The 18,444-nt window shown below is 67.3% G+C and carries 20 protein-coding genes and 1 riboswitch; of the genes, 8 read left to right on the top strand and 12 right to left on the bottom strand.

Features of this window, described 5'->3' with window-relative positions; all coding sequences use genetic code 11:
* From WA965_RS10740 to WA965_RS10725, 4 genes are all read right to left on the bottom strand, one after another.
* Positions 1 to 931: tripartite tricarboxylate transporter permease (locus WA965_RS10740; protein ID WP_526447494.1), on the bottom strand; the 931-nt coding region annotated here is incomplete at its 3' end.
* On the bottom strand, positions 931 to 1,479 hold the full coding sequence (locus tag WA965_RS10735; protein ID WP_526302129.1) for a tripartite tricarboxylate transporter TctB family protein: 549 nt from the start codon (positions 1,477 to 1,479) through the stop codon (positions 931 to 933). The genes WA965_RS10735 and WA965_RS10740, both read right to left, overlap by 1 nt.
* On the bottom strand, positions 1,476 to 2,477 hold the full coding sequence (locus WA965_RS10730; RefSeq protein ID WP_526302127.1) for a tripartite tricarboxylate transporter substrate binding protein: 1,002 nt from the start codon (positions 2,475 to 2,477) through the stop codon (positions 1,476 to 1,478). The genes WA965_RS10735 and WA965_RS10730 overlap by 4 nt, the downstream gene beginning before the upstream one ends.
* 185 nt (positions 2,478 to 2,662) lie before the next feature.
* Positions 2,663 to 3,646, bottom strand: a complete 984-nt coding sequence (locus WA965_RS10725) for a GlxA family transcriptional regulator (RefSeq protein WP_526302125.1) — start codon at positions 3,644 to 3,646, stop codon at positions 2,663 to 2,665.
* A 72-nt stretch (positions 3,647 to 3,718) separates the two neighbouring features.
* On the opposite strand from WA965_RS10725, the gene WA965_RS10720 reads away from it, so the two are divergent.
* Complete coding sequence (locus tag WA965_RS10720) at positions 3,719 to 3,970, top strand: hypothetical protein (protein WP_526302123.1); 252 nt, start codon at positions 3,719 to 3,721, stop codon at positions 3,968 to 3,970.
* Here the strand turns inward: WA965_RS10720 and WA965_RS10715 are convergent.
* Complete coding sequence (locus tag WA965_RS10715) at positions 3,944 to 4,723, bottom strand: alpha/beta fold hydrolase (protein ID WP_526302122.1); 780 nt, start codon at positions 4,721 to 4,723, stop codon at positions 3,944 to 3,946. The genes WA965_RS10720 and WA965_RS10715 overlap by 27 nt on opposite strands.
* A gap of 9 nt (positions 4,724 to 4,732) precedes the next feature.
* Between WA965_RS10715 and mhuD the strand changes: the two genes are divergently transcribed.
* The 6 genes from mhuD (at position 4,733) to WA965_RS10685 (ending at position 9,369) form a co-directional block, all read left to right on the top strand.
* Positions 4,733 to 5,092: a mycobilin-forming heme oxygenase MhuD gene (gene mhuD / locus WA965_RS10710; RefSeq protein WP_526302120.1), complete on the top strand. Its 360-nt coding sequence runs from the start codon at positions 4,733 to 4,735 to the stop codon at positions 5,090 to 5,092.
* Positions 5,067 to 6,434, top strand: a complete 1,368-nt coding sequence (locus WA965_RS10705; RefSeq protein ID WP_526302187.1) for a serine hydrolase — start codon at positions 5,067 to 5,069, stop codon at positions 6,432 to 6,434. The genes mhuD and WA965_RS10705 overlap by 26 nt, the downstream gene beginning before the upstream one ends.
* 31 nt (positions 6,435 to 6,465) lie before the next feature.
* Positions 6,466 to 6,668: riboswitch (cobalamin riboswitch) on the top strand.
* A 40-nt stretch (positions 6,669 to 6,708) separates the two neighbouring features.
* Positions 6,709 to 7,422 (top strand): energy-coupling factor ABC transporter permease, encoded by a 714-nt coding sequence (locus WA965_RS10700; RefSeq protein ID WP_526302118.1) that lies wholly within the window; start codon positions 6,709 to 6,711, stop codon positions 7,420 to 7,422.
* A gap of 1 nt (position 7,423) precedes the next feature.
* The gene (locus tag WA965_RS10695; protein WP_526302116.1) at positions 7,424 to 7,825 is read left to right on the top strand and encodes an energy-coupling factor ABC transporter substrate-binding protein; all 402 of its coding nucleotides are present in this window, start codon (positions 7,424 to 7,426) and stop codon (positions 7,823 to 7,825) included.
* Between the two features lie 9 nt (positions 7,826 to 7,834).
* The gene (locus WA965_RS10690) at positions 7,835 to 8,581 is read left to right on the top strand and encodes a CbiQ family ECF transporter T component (protein ID WP_526302114.1); all 747 of its coding nucleotides are present in this window, start codon (positions 7,835 to 7,837) and stop codon (positions 8,579 to 8,581) included.
* Complete coding sequence (locus WA965_RS10685) at positions 8,578 to 9,369, top strand: energy-coupling factor ABC transporter ATP-binding protein (RefSeq protein WP_526302112.1); 792 nt, start codon at positions 8,578 to 8,580, stop codon at positions 9,367 to 9,369. Before WA965_RS10690 ends, WA965_RS10685 begins: the two co-directional genes overlap by 4 nt.
* An 82-nt stretch (positions 9,370 to 9,451) precedes the next feature.
* Here WA965_RS10685 and clpC1 read toward each other — a convergent pair whose 3' ends face one another.
* The 3 genes from clpC1 to lysS all read right to left on the bottom strand — a co-directional run bounded on the left by clpC1 (position 9,452) and on the right by lysS (position 14,220).
* Positions 9,452 to 11,989, bottom strand: coding sequence for an ATP-dependent protease ATP-binding subunit ClpC (gene clpC1 / locus WA965_RS10680; protein ID WP_526302110.1), 2,538 nt, complete (start codon positions 11,987 to 11,989; stop codon positions 9,452 to 9,454).
* A 287-nt stretch (positions 11,990 to 12,276) separates the two neighbouring features.
* Entirely contained in the window at positions 12,277 to 12,618 is a 342-nt protein-coding gene (gene lsr2, locus WA965_RS10675; protein WP_526302108.1) for a histone-like nucleoid-structuring protein Lsr2, read from the bottom strand.
* Between the two features lie 111 nt (positions 12,619 to 12,729).
* Positions 12,730 to 14,220, bottom strand: a complete 1,491-nt coding sequence (lysS, locus tag WA965_RS10670) for a lysine--tRNA ligase (RefSeq protein WP_526302185.1) — start codon at positions 14,218 to 14,220, stop codon at positions 12,730 to 12,732.
* Positions 14,221 to 14,291: 71 nt separating this feature from the next.
* Between lysS and WA965_RS10665 the strand changes: the two genes are divergently transcribed.
* A complete protein-coding gene (locus WA965_RS10665; RefSeq protein WP_526302106.1) occupies positions 14,292 to 15,554 on the top strand; it encodes an alanine racemase in 1,263 nt (420 codons plus the stop codon).
* A 13-nt stretch (positions 15,555 to 15,567) separates the two neighbouring features.
* On the opposite strand, the gene WA965_RS10660 is transcribed toward WA965_RS10665, so the two are convergent.
* The 4 genes from WA965_RS10660 to WA965_RS10645 form a co-directional block, all read right to left on the bottom strand.
* Positions 15,568 to 16,386: a type III pantothenate kinase gene (locus WA965_RS10660; protein WP_178361545.1), complete on the bottom strand. Its 819-nt coding sequence runs from the start codon at positions 16,384 to 16,386 to the stop codon at positions 15,568 to 15,570.
* 4 nt (positions 16,387 to 16,390) lie between these two features.
* The gene (gene panD, locus WA965_RS10655) at positions 16,391 to 16,798 is read right to left on the bottom strand and encodes an aspartate 1-decarboxylase (RefSeq protein ID WP_178361544.1); all 408 of its coding nucleotides are present in this window, start codon (positions 16,796 to 16,798) and stop codon (positions 16,391 to 16,393) included.
* A complete protein-coding gene (gene panC, locus WA965_RS10650) occupies positions 16,798 to 17,742 on the bottom strand; it encodes a pantoate--beta-alanine ligase (RefSeq protein ID WP_526302103.1) in 945 nt (314 codons plus the stop codon). The genes panD and panC overlap by 1 nt, the downstream gene beginning before the upstream one ends.
* The coding region (locus WA965_RS10645; RefSeq protein ID WP_526447492.1) for a Rossmann-like and DUF2520 domain-containing protein at positions 17,736 to 18,444 on the bottom strand (709 nt) is incomplete at its 5' end. The genes WA965_RS10645 and panC, both read right to left, overlap by 7 nt.

Below are 18,444 nucleotides of genomic sequence, written 5' to 3'. Positions count from 1 at the left end.
CCGCGGCTTCGGGAGCCGCCACGCCGCGGATCGCGCCCTTGCCGAACATCGGGTTCGGGCGCCGGGCGTCCAGGCGCTTCTCCGCACCGTAGGCCAGGAACGTCGGCACCTCGGCGCCGCCGGCGGGGATCACACCGAACGGCACACCGAATGCGGTGCCGCGCAACCACGCCGGAAGCGCCTCCTTGTACTCGGCCCGGGACAGGAAGGGCCGTCCGGTCGACGGCACGAAGCTGCGATCGTCGGGCCGCCCCAACCGCGAGGCGACGTACATGACCTCGCCGACCGCCAGCATCGCCACAGTGATCACGACGATGCTCACCCCGTCGAAGAGCGCGACATTGCCGAAGGTGAATCGCTGTGAGCCGCTGACCTGATCGGTGCCGATCATCGCGAGGACGAGACCGATGAGCAGGGCCGCGATGCCCTTGATCGCCGAATCGGACACCACTGCCGCGGTCGCGATGAACGCGAAGATCGCGAGTGCGAAGTACTCACCGGGTCCGAAACTGGTGGCGAGATCAGCCAGTGTGGGCGCGAAGAACACCACAAGGATCGTCGCGATCATGCCGCCGATGAACGCACCGATCGCCGAGGTCGCCAGCGCCTGAGCGCCGTGACCACGCCTGGCCATCCGATGGCCCTCGATCGATCCGGCGATCGCCGTCGAATTGCCCGGGGTGTTCATCAGGATCCCGGCGATGGCGTCGCCGAACAACCCGCCGAAGTAGATCCCGGCGAACATCACCAGCGCCGCAAGGGGATCGAGAGTGAAGGTGATGGGCAGCAGCAGCGCCACCGCCATCGCCGAACCCAACCCGGGGAGCACCCCGACCGCGGTGCCGATCAGCGCGCCGATGAGCACGTAGAGCAGGTTGGTCGGGGTGAGGACGTCCCCGAACCCCCCGATCAGGCCAGTCAACGAATCCATCAGAACAGCCCCATCACACCGGGCGGCAGGGTCAACCCGAGTAGACCGGCAAAGATCAACTGCATGATCGACGACAGACCGAGGCCGATCAGCAGATTCTGTACGTACTTGGTGCTACCCAGGCCTACCGTCACGCCCCAGAAGACGATGGCACCGGCCAGGATCCAACCGGCCGGGATCAACAGCACCGCAAAGGCCACGAACGACGCGATGGTGATACCGGCGGCCCGCCAGTTGCTCCCGGTGGTGGCGAAGCGGCGGCCTTGCCCGTCCGTCGCCATCTCCGGAATCTCGGGGTTGCGCAGGATGCTCACGGTCAGCAACGCCGCGATCAGAAAACAGAAGCCGGCGGTGATCATCGGAAATGCCTTGGGCCCGAAGATCTCCGAGTCGTCGGCGATCTCCATGTCCACGATCCCGTAGACCAGGAAGAGCCCGAGGGCGATCAGCAACCCCGGCATCACCAACGCGCTCTTGCCCGTCCAGAAGCCGGTTTCCGACTCAGGGGCCTCAGGTGGTGTGGACGTTTCGCCCTCGTTGATCGTCATATCAGTCCCAGATCCTGCAGAATCACGTCCACTCGCTGCTGTTCTTCCTCGAGGAACTGCCCGAACTCCTGTCCGGTCAGGAAGGCCGGCTTCCACCGGTTCCGGTCGATCGCGCCCTGCCATTCCTCGGTCTCGGTCATCTCGGTGACGATGTTGATGAGTTCCTGTTGCTGGTCGGCATCGAGCCCGGCCGGTGCCACGAACCCGCGCCAGTTCACCAGGTCCACTGCGGGGTAACCGGCCTCCGACGCGGTCGGTGCGTCGAGGCCCTCCAATCGTTCGGGCGCGACCACCGTCAGGGCACGTAGTTGGCCGTCGATCAGCAGATCGCGGAAGTCGTTGTAACCGCTGATGCCAACGCCGGGCGTGCCCGGCGCAGTAGACAACAGATTGATGGTGAGCTCACCGCCGCCGGCATAGGCCGAGTACCTGATGTCACCCGGGTTGATGCCCGCCTCGCGGGCGAGCAGCGCCGCGACCATGTGGTCGATTCCGCCGGCCGAGCCGCCGCCGATCGGCATCGCGCCCGGATCGGCGCGCCACTGCTCGATCATCTCGTCCAGCGTCTGGAACGGCGAATCCGCGGGCACCACAATGACTTCGAAGTCTTCGGCGAGGCGGGCGATCGGCGTCATCTCGGCCAGGGTGATCGGCGAATCGTTGCGCGTGATCCCGCCGAGCATCACCGTGCCCGTCACCATCATGGTGGTCGCGTTGCCCGTGAGCTCGGAGAGTTGGCTCAGGCCGATCGTCCCTCCGGCGCCCGGGACGTTGACGACCTGGACGTTGTTGACGATGCCGTCGGTGCGCAGTGCCTGCTGCGCTTCACGGGCGACCAGATCCCAGCCACCGCCGGCAGCGGCCGGCGCGATCAGCGTCATCTTCGCCCGGGCCTCGGCCCCCGTCCCGGAGCGATTGGCGTTCACTCCGGCCGCGACCACCAGAGCGACGACGACCAGTACTCCGAGAATCCACCGGACCGTACGCGGAATCCGCAACGACCATCCCTCCAGCTGTGAACCTGTTGTGAGCTGGCCCCGATCCTCTCGCAGAACGTGACGGATATCACCGATCTGGTCGAATCGGTCATAGTGGTCATTGTGGACATCACCCGCGGGTGTTCAGTGCCTCCGGGTCACCGACACGTGAGCATCGCGCGAATCATGTTGCGCTCCGGCATATGTCAGGCAGTTGCGACGGCATCTGCCATATCGATCTCGACGGAGTTGAACCGTCGCCGGTAGTCCGACGGCGTGACTCCGATGACCCGGCGGAAGTGGTGACGCAGCAGCGTGGCGGTACCGAACCCGGACTGTTCGGCGATCCGGTCGACGTCCAGGGTCGTCTCCTCGAGCAACCGACGCGCGAACAACACCCGCTGGTCGGTCACCCACTGCATCGGCGTCCGGCCCGTCTCCTCGACGAAGCGACGCGCAAACGTCCGCGCCGACATGTGCGCACGCCGGGACAGCGTGGCCACGGTGTGCGGCTTCTCCAGGTTGGTCAGGATCCAGTCGAGGTGGGGCGCGAACCTCTCCGAACATCGCAACGGGATCGGCTGCTCGATGTACTGGCGCTGACCGCCGTCGCGCTGCGGCGGGACCACCATCCTGCGGGCGATCTTGTTGGTGACCTCGCTGCCCAGTTCGCGACGGACGAGGTGCAGACACGCGTCGATTCCCGCTGCCGTGCCCGCGCTGGTGATCAGGTTCCCGTCGTCGACGAACAACACGTTGCGGTCCACCTTTGCCGTCGGATACATCGCGGCGAGTGCATCGGCGTGCATCCAATGGGTGGTGCAGGGCCGGCCATCGAGCAGTCCGGCGGCGCCGGCGACGAACGCGCCCGAGCACACCGTCAGAATGATCGACCCGGACGCGGCGGCCCGGCGGATGGCCTCGAGGGCGTCCTCGGAGTAGTTGCCCCCACCGATGGCAGGGATGGCGACCAGATCGGCACCGATCAGGTCGTCGAGTCCGTGGTCGGGGATGATCGTCGCCCCGACCGACGTCCGCAGCGGTTCACCCGGTTCGGGTCCGCAGACCTTGAACTCGAAGTTGGGGACCCCGTCGGCGGACCGATCAATCCCGAACACCTCGCAGATCACGCCGAACTCGAAAACCGCGAGCCCGTCGAGCACCAGCGCGGATACACTCTTCAGTGGCATGGCAGCATCTTATCGAAGAGTGTCGCTTCTGCCACTGTTGGCACGATGTTATCCGACCGCACTATTGCTGCCATGAGTACCGCATTGATCGTCCTGATCCTTCTCTCGCCATTCGCTCTCGCGGCGCTGCTCGCCCGGACGGCTCACAGGTCCGGCTCGCTCCGTTTGCGCCTCGACCAGTTCCGGATCTCCGCCCCGATGAGCGGTCCGCTGTTCGAGGATCGTGACTCCTACCGTGCGCAGCCCGACCCGCACGCCATCCGCACTCGCTTCGAGCAGCAGCCGTCCTGGCCGAGCTCAGGCGCCACGGGTGACCGTCGATAGGAACGTCTCGACCGCCTCCCGATATTTCCCCGGCGCGTCGTCGTGGATCAGGTGCCCGGCCCCTGGCACGTGCAGATAGGTCGTCGCGGACCCGGATTCGGCCATGGACTGCATCTGTCCCGGCGGGGTGACCGAGTTCCCGGCCTCGAGCAACAGGGTCGGCACCGACACCGACTGCCACTGACCCCAGTAGTCGCGGGTCCCCCACTCGGCGGCGATCTCGATCCAGCGGGCCGGGTCGCCGTGCAGGCGCCAACCCGTGTCGGTGCGGTCGAAGGCCTCGAGGAAATACTGGCCGGCCACCGGACCGAATTCGTCGTACACCTGCTGCGCGGTGCCGAACTCCACCGGTAACGCATGCACCCACGGCTCCCACGGCCCGGTCGTTCGTCCCCGGAAATCAGGGGCCATGTCCTCGACGACCACGGCGGTGACCATCTCAGGACACCGCGCGGCCAGACACCAGGAGTGCAGCGCCCCCATCGAGTGCCCGACCAGGATGGCGGGCCTGCCGAGCGCCTCGACCGCGCCACCGAGATCAGCGACGAACCGCTCGGTCGAGATGGGAAATCCGTCATCCACCCCGCGGCCGCGGTGCCACGGTGCGTCGTAGGTGAAGACCTCGCCCCACCGCGCCAACCACGGCAGCTGACGCGACCACGTGCTGCCACGGCCCATCAGCCCGTGCACCAGCACCAGCGGCGGGCCGGAACCGCCGTGACCGCTCAGCAGAACGCCGGGATCGGAATCCATGGCCTCATCATGCCCAGAGCAGGCGGTAGCCTGATCACCGTGCCTAGCCAAAATCCCGTCGTGAAGATCAATGCGATCGAGGTTCCGCCCGACGCCGGTCCGGAACTGGAAAAGCGGTTCGCCCACCGCGCACACGCCGTCGACAACCAGCCCGGCTTCCTCGGCTTCCAATTGTTGCGGCCGGTCAAAGGCGAAAACCGCTACTTCGTGGTCACTCAGTGGGAGTCCGACGAAGCGTTTCAGGCCTGGGCGTCCGGGCCCGCCGCCGAAGCCCATGCCGGTCAGCGCGCAAACCCGGTCGCCACTGGCGCATCACTGTTGGAGTTCGAAGTTGTACTCGACGTTGCGGGGCCTGACGCCTCGGCGTGAGGCAGACCGGGCTCGGCACCGAGCGACCACGCTGACGGTCGCGCTCGTCCTCGTCGCAGCCCTGGCCTGCGGATGTGCCACGTCGCGGCCTGCGCCCACCGACGCCGCCCACGGCGTGCCCATCCAGATCAACACACCTCAGGGCATGCGCGCCAAGCAGACCATGGACATGCTCAACAGCGACTGGCCGATCGGCGAGAACGGCGTGCGCACGCTGGCCGCGCCGCAGGCCGTCGAACATGTCGGCGTCACGCTGGACCGGATGTGGTGGGATCGGCCGTTCACGGTCACCAACGTCGACATCGGTGCCGGGCACGCCACCTTGGACGTGCTCACCTCCTACCAGGTGCCCCAGACCATCGAGCTGCACACCGATGACATCACCGGAATGGTCGATCGCTTCCAGGTGTCTCTCGTGCCGCCGGTGATCGACGACTGGAGCGACATCGACGCCGAGCTGACCAGATCGGGCGCGCGGTACTCGTATCAGATCGCGAAGGTGACCGACGGGCGGTGCACCAAGGTGGCCGGCACCAACACCGACCTGTCGCTACCTCTGGCGTCGATCTTCAAACTGTATGTGCTGCTTGCCGTCGCCGATGCGGTGAAAGCGGGCACGGTGCAGTGGACCGACCCGCTGACGATCACCGAGGAAGCCAAGGCAGTCGGCTCACCGGAACTCGACGATCTGCCCCCCGGCTCCACGGTCACGGTGCGCGACGCGGCGCAGCAGATGATCTCGGCAAGCGACAACATGGCGACGGATCTGCTGATCGCCCGCCTCGGACCCGGTGCCATCGAGCGCGCGCTGGTGGCGGCCGGCCACCACGACCCCGCGAGCATGACGCCGTTCCCGACCATGCACGAACTGTTCTCGGTCGGCTGGGGTGAACCCGACCTTCGGGAGCAGTGGAAGCAGGCGTCGCCGCAGGGCCGCGCGCAACTGCTCCAGCAGACGAACTCCCGCCCCTACGAACCGGATCCGCACCGCACCCACACGCCGGCATCGGGCATCGGCGCCGAGTGGTACGGCAGCGCCGCCGACATCTGCCGCCTGCACGCCGCGCTCCAGACGGCGGCGGTGGGCGAGGCCGCGCCGGTCAGAGACATCCTGTCGGCGGTCCGCGGAATCGACCTCGACCAGCAGGAGTGGCCCTACGTCGGAGCCAAAGCGGGCAACCTCCCCGGCGATCTGACGTTCAGCTGGTACGCCGTCGACCGCGCCGGGCAGCCCTGGGTGGTGAGCCTGCAGGCGAACTGGCCGGAGTACCGCAGCCAGACCGCGGCTGCGTGGCTGATGTCGATCGTCACCCAGGCGTTCGCCCTGATCCCCCAGCCCTGATCCCGAAGCCGCGGGTCAGCGTCGCCCGGGGGTACACTCCGTCTGCTGCGGTGTACGGGAACCCGGTGTGAAACCGGGGCGGCCCTCGCCACTGTGAACGGGAAGTCAGTGTCCACCCATGCCACTGCTTGCGCCTCTAGCGCGAGTGGGAAGGCGGACAACGGCGTACCGGCCCACCTCAGGTGGTCCGGTGGACCCGTGAGCCAGGAGACCGACCGCGGCGCCGATTGACAATGCCTACGAGGTGCTGGGCGGAAAGGTACACGTCAGAATCATGCATATTGCAGAGGGGTTCCTACCCCCGGTGCACGCGGTGGCCTGGACCATCGCGGCCGCGCCATTCGTCGTCTACGGGGCCAGGCAGGTTGTTGTCACCGTCAAGACCCATCCGTCCTCAGGTCCGCTGCTCGCCGCGGTGGGCGCATTCTCGTTCGTCATGTCTGCGATCAAACTGCCGTCGGTGACCGGGTCGAGCTCGCACCCCACCGGGACCGGACTCGGGACGGCGATCTTCAAACCCCCGGTGATGGCCTTCCTGGGGACGATCGTCCTGCTGTTCCAGGCGCTGTTACTGGCACACGGCGGCATCACCACGCTCGGCGCGAACGTCTTCTCGATGGCGATCGCAGGGCCCTGGGCCGGCTTCGCGGTGTTCTTCTTTCTCCGCAGGGTCGGAGTCGGGGTGCTGCCCGCGGTGTTCGCGTTGGCCTTCGTCTCCGACCTCGTGACCTACATCGTGACGAGTGTTCAACTGGCACTGGCGTTTCCGTCCTCGGTGGGCGGCTTCTGGGAGAGCCTCGCCGAGTTCATGGGCGTCTTCGCGATCACCCAGGTCCCGTTGGCGATCGTCGAGGGACTCATCACCGTCGTTGTCGTGCGCGTGCTGATGCAGGTCGCCTCGTCGGAGCTACTGAGCCTGGGCTTCCTCAAGAACAAGGAAATGCCGGAGGCCGACGAGCACCGCATCAGCGATCGCGAAGGGGTCTGACATGAGCACCCGCGAAGGCAAGCCACGCTCGGAAGGGCGTACCACGGTCCTGCTGGCGATCTCACTTCTGGTCCTCGCGGTCGCGATCACCGTCGGATCGCTGTTCTACGGTTACGCCGCCGACGCCGACGCCGAGTTCGGCGGCGCCGACGGGCAGGCCGAAGAGGTGATCACCGAGATCAACGAGGACTACGAGCCGTGGTTCTCCCCGCTCGTCGGCGAGCTACCGGGCGAGGTCGAGTCCGGCTTGTTCGCGCTCCAGGCCGGACTCGGTGGCATCATCCTCGGCGGCGGGATCGGGTGGTACGCAGGCCGCACCCGTGGGCGTAAGGAGTCGATCCCCCAGATCGGAACCCCGGCACCGTCGGCCCGGGCCGCCGAGGGGGAACGCGGCGGCGACTGAGTCGCAAGCGTGAACCCCCTCGAAATCAGCGCGGCCCACAACCGGTGGTCGACCGACCCCGCCGTGGAGAAGGTCTGTCTCTACGGAGGTCTGCTCCTGTGTGCGATGGTGCTGCCACCGCGCACCGGGGCGCCCCTTGTGCTTCTCGCGACGGTGGTGGCGACGCTCGCCTACGCCCGGGTGTCGGCGCGCCTGTTCCTGCTGGCGCTGCTGGGCCCGGTCCTGTTCATCGCGCTGGGATCGGTGCCGATCGCGGTGAGCCTGCACGGCGGGCCGCATCTGGAGCCAGGCGGGGTGGACCTCGCCGTCGACACCGCGCTGCGGGCGATCGCCGCGTCGGCCGCGACCGTCGGTCTGGCGGTGACGACACTGATGGCAGACCTGCTCGACCTGGCCCGCCGGGCGGGTGTGCCCGCCTCGCTGTGCCATGTCGCCGACCTGACATACCGTCTCGTCGGCATCTTCGTGCAATCGGCCCGTGCGTGCCGGGAGGCGGTCGGCCTGCGCCTCGGCATGCGGGACGCGCGGGGTGCCGTCGCCGTGATCGGCGCGCAATCCGCGCTGATCTTCGTTCGTGCCACCGACCGCGCCCGGGCGATGTCGGAAGCGATGTCGCTGCGCGCGGAACCCGGCATGACCGCGGTGCTAACCGACGACCGACGGGCGCGCCCGACCCGGCTCGCCGCGACCGCTGTGCTGCTCGGCGTGATCTCGGTGACGGCGACATTCACCTGGCGGACCTGGAGTGGTGCGTGACTGACGAACCCGAGGTCCTCGGATTGGAAGAGGTCGGGTTCGCCTTCCCGCGGGGGCCGAGGATCTTCGACAGTGTGGACCTGTCGCTGCGGCCGGGCCAGCGGATCGTGTTGCTGGGGGCCAACGGCTCCGGCAAGACGACGCTGCTTCGGATCCTCGTCGGTCTCACCAAGCCGACCACCGGCACGCTCCGGCTCGACGGGACGGCGCTCACCGGCTCCCGGGCAGACCGGACCCGCCTGCGCACCCGGGTCCAGATGGTGCTCCAGGAACCGGACGACCAGATCGTCGCCGCGACAGTGCGCGCCGACGTGTCGTTCGGGCCGACGAACCTCGGCCTGCCCCGCGCCGAGGTGGTCGCCCGCGTAGACGCCGCGATGGCCGCACTGGACATCGTCGAGCTTGCGGACCGGACCCCCAACCACCTGTCGTTCGGTCAGCGCAAACGGGTGTCGATCGCCGGTGCGGTGGCGATGCGCCCGCGCGTACTGCTCCTCGACGAGGCGACCGCGGGGCTCGACCCGAAGGCGGTCGAGGACCTGCTCGGCACGCTCACTGCGCTGTCGGAGGCGGGAACCGCGGTGGTGCTGGCCACCCACGACGTCGACGTCGCATGGGGCTGGTCGCAGGAGACCGTCATCCTGGGCGGCCGGGGTGTACGTCGCGGGCTCACCCATGACCTGCTCTGCGACGACGAAATGCTCGCCGGGGCCCGGATGACCGTTCCGTGGGGCGCGGCGGTGTCGCGCAGATTGAACCGGACGGTGCTGCGGCCCGACGAGGTGTGACCGCCTGACCTACGCCGAGGCGGCCGACATACACGAAGGCGGCCACCCTGTCAGGGTGACCGCCTCCGTGCTGTCGTAGCGGTTACTCAGCTGCTCCCGGCGTACCGGCCTGCAGCGCCAGATCCGGCTCGACGGTCGCGGCAGCCTTGCGGTTGCCGACGAACGTGAACACCGCGTCCTCGCCGGCACCTTCGCCGTCCCAGTTCTCGACGTCGACGGTGACCATCTGGCCGGGACCGATCTCCTCGAAGAGGATCTTCTCGGAGAGCTGGTCCTCGATCTCGCGCTGGATCGTCCGACGCAGCGGACGGGCACCGAGCACCGGATCGAACCCACGCTTGGCCAGCAGCGACTTGGCCTTGTCGGTGAGCTCCATCGTCATGTCCTTGGCCTTGAGCTGCTTGGACACCCGGCCGATCATCAGGTCGACCATCTGCACGATCTGATCGGTCGTCAGCTGGTGGAACACGATGATGTCGTCGATACGGTTCAGGAACTCCGGGCGGAAATGTTTCTTCAGCTCGTCGTTGACCTTCTGCTTCATCCGCTCGTAGTTGTTCTCGCCACCACCCTGGGTGAACCCGAGGCCGACGGCCTTGGAGATATCGGATGTCCCCAGGTTCGAGGTGAAGATCAGCACGGTGTTCTTGAAGTCGACCGTGCGCCCCTGGCCGTCGGTCAGACGACCGTCTTCGAGGACCTGCAACAGGCTGTTGTAGATCTCCTGGTGGGCCTTCTCGATCTCGTCGAAGAGAACGACCGAGAACGGCTTGCGACGCACCTTCTCGGTGAGCTGACCGCCCTCCTCGTAGCCGACGTAGCCCGGAGGGGCACCGAACAGCCGCGACGCGGTGAAGCGGTCGTGGAACTCGCCCATGTCGATCTGGATGAGCGCATCGTCGTCACCGAACAGGAAGTTGGCCAGCGCCTTGGACAGCTCGGTCTTACCCACGCCGGACGGGCCGGCGAAGATGAACGAACCCGACGGGCGCTTGGGATCCTTCAGCCCGGCGCGGGTACGCCGGATCGCCTTGGAGACGGCCTTGACGGCATCCTCCTGGCCGATGATCCGCTTGTGCAGCTCGTCCTCCATGCGCAGCAGCCGAGTGGTCTCCTCCTCGGTCAGCTTGAACACCGGGATGCCGGTCCAATTGCCCAGCACCTCAGCGATCTGCTCGTCGTCGACTTCCGCGACCACGTCGAGATCACCTGAGCGCCACTGCTTCTCACGCTCGGCACGCTGAGCGACGAGGGTCTTCTCGCGATCCCGCAGACTGGCGGCCTTCTCGAAGTCCTGCGCGTCGATCGCGGATTCCTTCTCCCGGCGCGCGTCGGCGATCTTCTCGTCGAACTCACGCAGATCCGGCGGCGCGGTCATCCGGCGGATCCGCATCCGGGCACCGGCCTCGTCGATCAGGTCGATCGCCTTGTCCGGCAGGAACCGGTCGTTGATGTAGCGGTCTGCCAACGTGGCAGCCGCGACCATCGCGCCGTCGGTGATCGAGACCCGGTGGTGCGCCTCGTAGCGATCACGCAGCCCCTTGAGGATCTCGATGGTGTGCTCCACCGTCGGCTCGCCGACCTGAACCGGCTGGAACCGTCGCTCGAGGGCGGCATCCTTCTCGATGTACTTGCGGTACTCGTCGAGGGTGGTGGCACCGATGGTCTGCAGCTCGCCGCGGGCCAACTTCGGCTTCAGGATCGAGGCCGCGTCGATCGCACCCTCGGCGGCACCCGCGCCGACGAGCGTGTGCAGCTCGTCGATGAACAGGATGATGTCGCCGCGGGTGTTGATCTCCTTGAGCACCTTCTTCAGGCGCTCCTCGAAGTCACCGCGATAACGGCTGCCTGCGACCAGCGAACCGAGGTCCAGGGTGTAGAGCTGCTTGTCCTTCAGCGTCTCCGGCACCTCGCCGTGCACGATGGCCTGCGCCAGGCCCTCGACCACGGCGGTCTTGCCGACCCCGGGCTCGCCGATCAGCACCGGGTTGTTCTTGGTGCGCCGGCTCAGGACCTGCATGACCCGCTCGATTTCCTTCTCGCGGCCGATGACGGGGTCGAGCTTGCCCTCCATCGCGGCAGCGGTCAGGTTGCGGCCGAACTGGTCGAGCACCAGCGACGTCGACGGGTTGCCCGCCTCGCCGCCACGCCCACCGGTTCCGGCTTCGGCGGTCTCCTTGCCCTGGTAGCCGCTCAGCAGCTGGATCACCTGCTGACGCACCCGCGTCAGCTCGGCCCCGAGCTTGACCAGCACCTGCGCCGCGACACCCTCGCCCTCACGGATCAGGCCGAGCAGAATGTGCTCGGTGCCGATGTAGTTGTGGCCGAGCTGCAGCGCCTCACGCAGGCTCAGCTCGAGGACCTTCTTGGCCCGCGGGGTGAAAGGAATGTGGCCGGACGGAGCCTGCTGCCCCTGGCCGATGATCTCCTCGACCTGGCTGCGCACCCCCTCCAGCGAGATGCCCAACGACTCGAGTGACTTGGCGGCTACGCCTTCACCCTCGTGGATGAGGCCCAGCAGGATGTGCTCGGTGCCGATGTAGTTGTGGTTGAGCATCCTGGCTTCTTCTTGCGCCAAGACGACAACCCGACGTGCACGGTCGGTGAATCTTTCGAACATCCGTGGTTACCTGCTCTCCATCGCATAGGTAGGTGCCCGCACTCGGCGTTTGCGAACCAGTGCTATGCACCTGCCGTCCACTCTAATGGGCGGCAGCCCCGGGTGCCCCGCCTGGAGGTCCCTCCCGATGAAGATCGGAAGCGACGAACCGACTCGTGCAGTGCCCGTACACCCGGCGCTGTCTCATGCAACGTAGGGCGGCGGCGATTCGTTTCCGCTGTGCAGCCCCGAACGGTTCGCCATCAGCGAACGGTAGTCACGGTCCGAAGTGTGCGGGCAATCGCCGATTACGTTGCTGCGTGAAAGGCGTCGATGACGTCAGCGGGGATTCTGCCGCGCGTGGACACGTTGTGACCGTTGCGCCGGGCCCAGTCCCTGATTGCCGCACTCTGTTCGCGATCGATCGCCGCGCGCCCCCTGCCGGTGCCGACCGAACGGCCGCGCCGCCTGCCACCGACACGGCGGCCGGCGTCCACCCAGCCCTTCAGATCGTTGCGGAGTTTGGCGGCATTCTTGGCCGAGAGGTCGATCTCGTAGGTCACCCCGTCGAGACCGAATTCGACCGTCTCGTCGGCAGCACCTTCGCCATCAAAATCGTCCACCAACGTGACGGTGACCTTCTTGGCCATTTACCCCACAGCCTTTCCCTACGCACTCAATTTTGGGTTCGACACCCAAACCCCCCGATCCAATGTGCCACACGGCGGCTGTCCATTCAACAACGCAGGAATCGTGGCGCTTCAGTTGCCGTGGCGACGAACAATGGGGAACAAAACCGTCTCCCTAATCGACAGACCGGTCAACGCCATCAACAAGCGGTCGATCCCCATTCCGGTACCCGTTGTAGGCGGCATCGCATACTCGAGTGCAGCCAGGAAATCGTCGTCGAGCACCATTGCTTCGTCGTCACCCGCGGCCGCGGCCCGCGCTTGGGCCTCGAATCTTTCCCGTTGAATGACGGGATCGATCAACTCGGAGTATCCGGTCGCGAGTTCGATGTGCCGGACATAGAGATCCCATTTCTCGGTGACACCGTCGATGCTGCGATGGGAGCGCGTCAGCGGGGTGGTTTCGACCGGGAAGTCCCGCACGAACGTCGGCGCCCAGAGCTTGTCACCGACGGTGAATTCCCAGAGTTCCTCGACGAGTTTTCCATGCCCATAACCGCGGTCGCGGGGAATCTCGACACCCAAGCCGTCGGCTATCTGCCAAAGCCTGTCCACCCCCGTCTGCGGAGTGACCTCTTCGCCGAGCGCATCGGACAATGACGGGTACATCTGAATGGTGTCCCATTCGCCGTCGAGATCGTAGACGGTGCCATCGGGCAGCGGCACCTGACGGGTTCCGATGGCCTCGTCGGCGACCTCCTGAATTAGGTCGCGGGTGATGGTCGCAGAATCGTCGTACGTGCCGTAGGCCTGATATGTCTCCAGCATCGAGAATTCCGGTGAATGAGTGGAATCCGCACCTTCGTTTCTGAACACCCGATTCAACTCGAAAACTCTGTCCAACCCGCCGACGACGCACCGCTTCAAAAACAATTCCGGCGCGATGCGCAGAAACAGATCGGCATCGAGTGCATTGGAGTGCGTGACGAACGGACGCGCGGCGGCGCCGCCCGCCAGGGTCTGCAGGATCGGGGTCTCGACCTCGAGGAATCCGCGTCGCTCCAGCGCCGAACGCACCGCCCGCACCACCGCCACCCGCTGGCGGGCGACGGTACGTGCCTCGGGCCGCACGATCAGGTCGACGTAGCGCTGCCGGACCCGGGCCTCCTCGTTCATCTCCTTGTGAGCGACCGGCAACGGTCTCAGCGCCTTGGAGGCCATTTGCCAGGAGTCGGCAAGCACAGAGAGTTCGCCGCGACGGGAACTGATCACGTCGCCGTGGACGAACACGATGTCGCCGAGGTCGACGTCGGCCTTCCAGGCATCCAGCGATTCCTGTCCGACCCGATCCAGGCTGATCATGACCTGCAGCTGGACCCCGTCGCCCTCCTGCAGCGTCGCAAAGCACAGCTTGCCGGAGTTGCGGGCGAAGATCACCCGACCGGCGACGCCGACCTGCTCTCCCGTCTCGGTGTCGGCCGGCAGGTCCGGGTGAGCCTGGCGCACTTCGGCCAGGCTGTGGGTCCGTGCCACCTCGGCGGGGTAGGGCTCACGCCCCTCGGCGAGCAGCCGCTCGCGCTTGGCCTGCCGGATCCGGAACTGCTCGGGAACGTCGTCGTGGATCTCGTCACGGGTGTCGTCGGCATCTGGGCGGGGATCGGGGGGTGTCACGACGTGCCAGCTTAAATGAACAGATGGCTGTGCCGAACAAAGCGCTGATGAACCGGGCGGCGGTCCGCGCGCTCGCCGACCAGCCGCTGGACTGGAGCTTCAAGGGGGTCCCGAGGCAGTGGTGGGGCCGGACCCCCGCGCAGATCGTCGAGTCGGCGCCCGAACTGTTCACCGCCGGCGCCTTCGGGCCGGTGTGCGTCCTGCACGCGGACGCGCTGACCCACAACCTCGCCGTGATGGCGACCTGGTGCCGGGAGCGCGGGGTGGAGCTCGCGCCGCATGGCAAAACCCACATGTCGCCGCAGCTCGCGGCCCGCCAGATCGACGCAGGCGCCTGCGCGATCACCGTGGCCACCGTCGGCCAGGCCGCGGTCTACCGCGCGTTCGGCGTGGGTGATCTGGTGCTGGCCAACGAGCTGGTCGACGAGGCCGGGCTGGCGTGGCTGGCGGCAGAACTCGAGCGCGACCAGGATCTGCGGTTCGTGTGCTGGGTGGACTCGGTGCGCGGCGTCGAACTGATGACCTCGGCGCTGGCCGGCGCACCGCGAGCCGTCGACGTGTGCGTGGAGCTGGGAATGCCGGGCGGTCGGACCGGGTGCCGCTCACCCGAGCAGGTCGACGAGGTCGTCCGAGCCGCGGTGGCCTCACCCCGGCTGCGGCTGGTCGGGGTCGCCGGCTACGAGGCGTCGCGCGGCCATGAGGTGACGCGTGACGGGCTCGCAGCCGTCACCGGGTACCTGTCCGAGATGCGGGCGGCGACACTGCGGCTCGCCCCGCTGTTCGAGACCGACAGCGTGCTGGTCAGCGCAGGCGGGAGCAGCTACTTCGACGCCGTCGCCGACGTGCTGACGGGCTGGCCGGGTGCCCTGTCGGTGCGGACCGTGCTGCGCAGCGGCTGCTATCTGACGCACGATCACGGGCTGTACGCACGCACCTCACCGCTGACCCGCGACGGCCGGACCGGCCTGCGCCCGGCCCTCGAAATTCGCGCGCAGGTGATCTCGCGCCCCGAGGCCGGACTGGCGATCCTGACGATGGGCCGCCGTGACGTCGCGTTCGACCAGGGGCTGCCGATCCCGCTGGAGATGCCCGGCGGGGCGGTCACCACACTCAACGATCAGCATGCCTTCCTGACGATGGCTCCGGGCGCCGGCTCCCGCGCACCGGTCGGGGCGTGGCTGCGGTTCGGGATCTCGCACCCGTGCACCGTGTTCGACAAGTGGCGGGTGATTCCGGTGCTGGACGGCGACGGCCGGGTGGTCGACCTGATCCGCACATTTTTCTAGCGCGGCCACGGCCTCAGCGGGCCTGTCGCAACTTTCCCCGCTGACCATCGCGGTTGCGCTCGAACACCAGTCGCAGTCCGTCCAGCGTCAGATGGCGGTCGTAGTGCTCGACGCTGCGCACGTCGTCGAGCACCATCGGCGCGCCGTGTCCGGTCGCGACGACGGCGACGTCGTCGTGGGCGCCGAACCCGTCGACGTCCTCGCGCACCCGTTTCACCAGACCGTCGACGAGTCCGGCGAATCCGAACACCGCGCCCGCCTGCATGCATTCGACGGTGTTCTTGCCCACGACCGAACGGGGCCTGGTCAGTTCGACGCGTCGCAGCGCCGCCGAGCGTGCCGCCGCGGCGTCGGAGGACACCTGTACGCCGGGTGCGATGGCCCCGCCGAGGAACTCACCCTTGGCCGACACCACGTCCACACAGATCGACGAACCGAAGTCCACCACGATGGCCGCCGTCTGGAATCTGTGATATGCCGCAAGGCAATTGACGATGCGGTCGGCGCCCACCTCCTTGGGGTTGTCGACCAGCAGCGGGATTCCCGTGCGGACCCCGGGCTCGATCAGCACATGGGGTACCGACGGCCAGTACTGTTCGAGCATCAGGCGCACCTCATGCAACACCGACGGCACCGTCGACAGACCTGCGGCGCCGGTCAGATGCTCGGCGTCGTCACCGATCAGGCCGTCGATGGTGAGCGCCAGTTCGTCGGCAGTCACCTCGGCTTCGGTGCGAATCCGCCAGTGGTGGAATACCTTTGCGTGATCGCCGGCGCCCGAGATCAGACCGACGACGGTGTGGGTGTTGCGGACGTCTATCGCGAGGAGCACGCCATCACCTCGGCGACATCAGGCCGGAGGCGTCCGCAGGCACCCGCGCGGGATCGTCACCGAGGTCGATCTGCCTGTTGTCGGCGTCGACAAAAACCACCCGCGGCCGATACGCCCGGGCCTCGGCATCCTCCATGGTCCCGTAGGCGATCAGAATCACCAGATCGCCGGGATGTATCAGATGCGCTGCGGCGCCGTTGATCCCGATCACGCCGCTACCAGGCTCACCGGTGATCACGTACGTGACCAACCGCGCGCCGTTGTCGACGTCGACGATGGTCACCTGCTCACCTTCGAGCAGATCGGCGGCAGCCATCAGGTCGGCGTCCACGGTCACCGATCCGACGTAGTGCAGATCGGCCTGGGTGACGGTGGCGCGATGGATCTTCGACTTCAGCATGGTCCGTAACATCAGTTCCTCCAGGGCAATTCATGACTCTCGGTGGGCGCGACGCGCGGATGACCGTCGATGCCGGCCGCCGCGCCGATGTCGATCGCGATGTTGTCCAGGAGGCGGGTACGCCCGAGCGTGGCCGCGATCAGCATTCGGCCCGCTCCCTCTGCAGGCGCCGGCCCCAGCATCGGGTCACGGACCTCCAGGTAGTCGACCATCAGGGCGGGCACCTCGTCGAGCACCGCCCGGGCAGCGTCCAGTGCGGCCGGCACCCCCATCGACGCCGTGTACCTACCCGCCAGCAACGCCGCCGACAGTGCGCCTGCCTGCTCGCGTTCGACGGGGTCGAGGTAGCGGTTCCGCGACGACATCGCCAGACCGTCGGACTCCCGCACGATGGGCACGCCGACCACCGCGACATCGAGGTTCAGGTCGATGACCATCTGACGGATCAACGTCAACTGCTGGTAATCCTTCTCGCCGAAGAAGGCGCGGTCCGGAGACACGGCGTTGAGCAGTTTCAGGACCACGGTGAGCATCCCCGCAAAATGTGTCGGCCGCGAGGCCCCTTCGAGTTCCGCGCCGAGCGCACCCGGCACCACGGTGGTGCGGGCTCCGTCGGGGTACATGTCGTCCGCGGTCGGGGTGAACACGATCTCGACCCCCTCGGCGCGCAGCGCGGCCATGTCGTCGTCGAGGGTGCGCGGATATGCGTCGAGGTCCTCACCGGCGCCGAACTGCAACGGGTTGACGAAGATCGACACCACCACGACGGCGCCCTGCACCCGTTTGGCGGCGCGGATCAACGTCAGATGTCCGTCGTGCAGGGCGCCCATCGTCGGTACCAACATGATCCGGCGCCCGGTCGCCCGCAACGCCCGGGTCACCTCGAAGACCTCGCGCGGTCGCGCGAACACATTGAGCTGACCGGCACTGAACTTCGGGGAGTTGCGGGTCACCACGGCCGTCCCGCTTCCGTCAGCACCTCGAACACCGCATCCGGGGCATTCGCACGTTGGGCCGTGCGCCACGAGTTCATCCGGTACGCCTGCGCGAGATCAGGATTCACCTCGGTCAATGCCTGCAGATGACCCGCGACGGCGGCGGCGTCGCCACGGGCCACCGGACCGGTCAGCGCGGCCTGGCCGCGCTGCAGCGCATTGTCCAGCGACGCGCGGGCCAGTGGTCCGATGATCCGCTCGGCGATCCCGCCGGGTATGTCACCGACGAGTTCCTGACCCAGCAGCTCCTGACCCTGCAGTGCCGTCCGTAGCGCGTCGACCGCGTCGAGCATCAGTGTCACGACGTGATTGCTCGAATGCGCCAACGCCGCGTGGTAGAGGGTCCGGGCGTCCTCGCGGACGCGGAACGGCTCGCCACCGATCTCGAGCACCAGCGACTGCGCCACGGCGTATCCGATCTCGTCGGCGGCGGTGATACCGAAACACGTGCCGCGCAGCCGGTCGATGTCCTCGTCCGACCCGGCGAACGTCATCGCCGGGTGGATCGCCAGCGCGATGCATCCCTGCTCGGCCAACGGCGCCAGCACACCGATCCCGTTGGCGCCCGAAGTGTGCACGACAATGGTGTTCGCGCGCACCGCCCCGGTGGCGGCCAGACCGGCCACCAGCGCCGGCAACTCAGCATCGGGAACGGCCAGCAGC

This window comes from Mycobacterium sp., from assembly GCF_049683935.1.
In the GTDB taxonomy this organism is placed as follows: domain Bacteria; phylum Actinomycetota; class Actinomycetes; order Mycobacteriales; family Mycobacteriaceae; genus Mycobacterium.
Note: the sequence above shows the minus strand (reverse complement) of the source record. Positions and strands in the feature narration are given on the sequence as shown.

Excerpts from the sequence above, each read along its gene's own strand:
- WA965_RS10735 (WP_526302129.1), bottom strand. The coding sequence starts at position 1,479 with ATGACGATCAACGAGGGCGAAACGTCCACACCACCTGAGGCCCCTGAG.
- WA965_RS10725 (WP_526302125.1), bottom strand. The coding sequence starts at position 3,646 with ATGCCACTGAAGAGTGTATCCGCGCTGGTGCTCGACGGGCTCGCGGTT.
- WA965_RS10720 (WP_526302123.1), top strand. The coding sequence starts at position 3,719 with ATGAGTACCGCATTGATCGTCCTGATCCTTCTCTCGCCATTCGCTCTC.
- WA965_RS10715 (WP_526302122.1), bottom strand. The coding sequence starts at position 4,723 with ATGGATTCCGATCCCGGCGTTCTGCTGAGCGGTCACGGCGGTTCCGGC.
- mhuD (WP_526302120.1), top strand. The coding sequence starts at position 4,733 with ATGCCCAGAGCAGGCGGTAGCCTGATCACCGTGCCTAGCCAAAATCCC.
- WA965_RS10700 (WP_526302118.1), top strand. The coding sequence starts at position 6,709 with ATGCATATTGCAGAGGGGTTCCTACCCCCGGTGCACGCGGTGGCCTGG.
- WA965_RS10695 (WP_526302116.1), top strand. The coding sequence starts at position 7,424 with ATGAGCACCCGCGAAGGCAAGCCACGCTCGGAAGGGCGTACCACGGTC.
- clpC1 (WP_526302110.1), bottom strand. The coding sequence starts at position 11,989 with ATGTTCGAAAGATTCACCGACCGTGCACGTCGGGTTGTCGTCTTGGCG.
- lsr2 (WP_526302108.1), bottom strand. The coding sequence starts at position 12,618 with ATGGCCAAGAAGGTCACCGTCACGTTGGTGGACGATTTTGATGGCGAA.
- WA965_RS10665 (WP_526302106.1), top strand. The coding sequence starts at position 14,292 with ATGGCTGTGCCGAACAAAGCGCTGATGAACCGGGCGGCGGTCCGCGCG.
- panD (WP_178361544.1), bottom strand. The coding sequence starts at position 16,798 with ATGTTACGGACCATGCTGAAGTCGAAGATCCATCGCGCCACCGTCACC.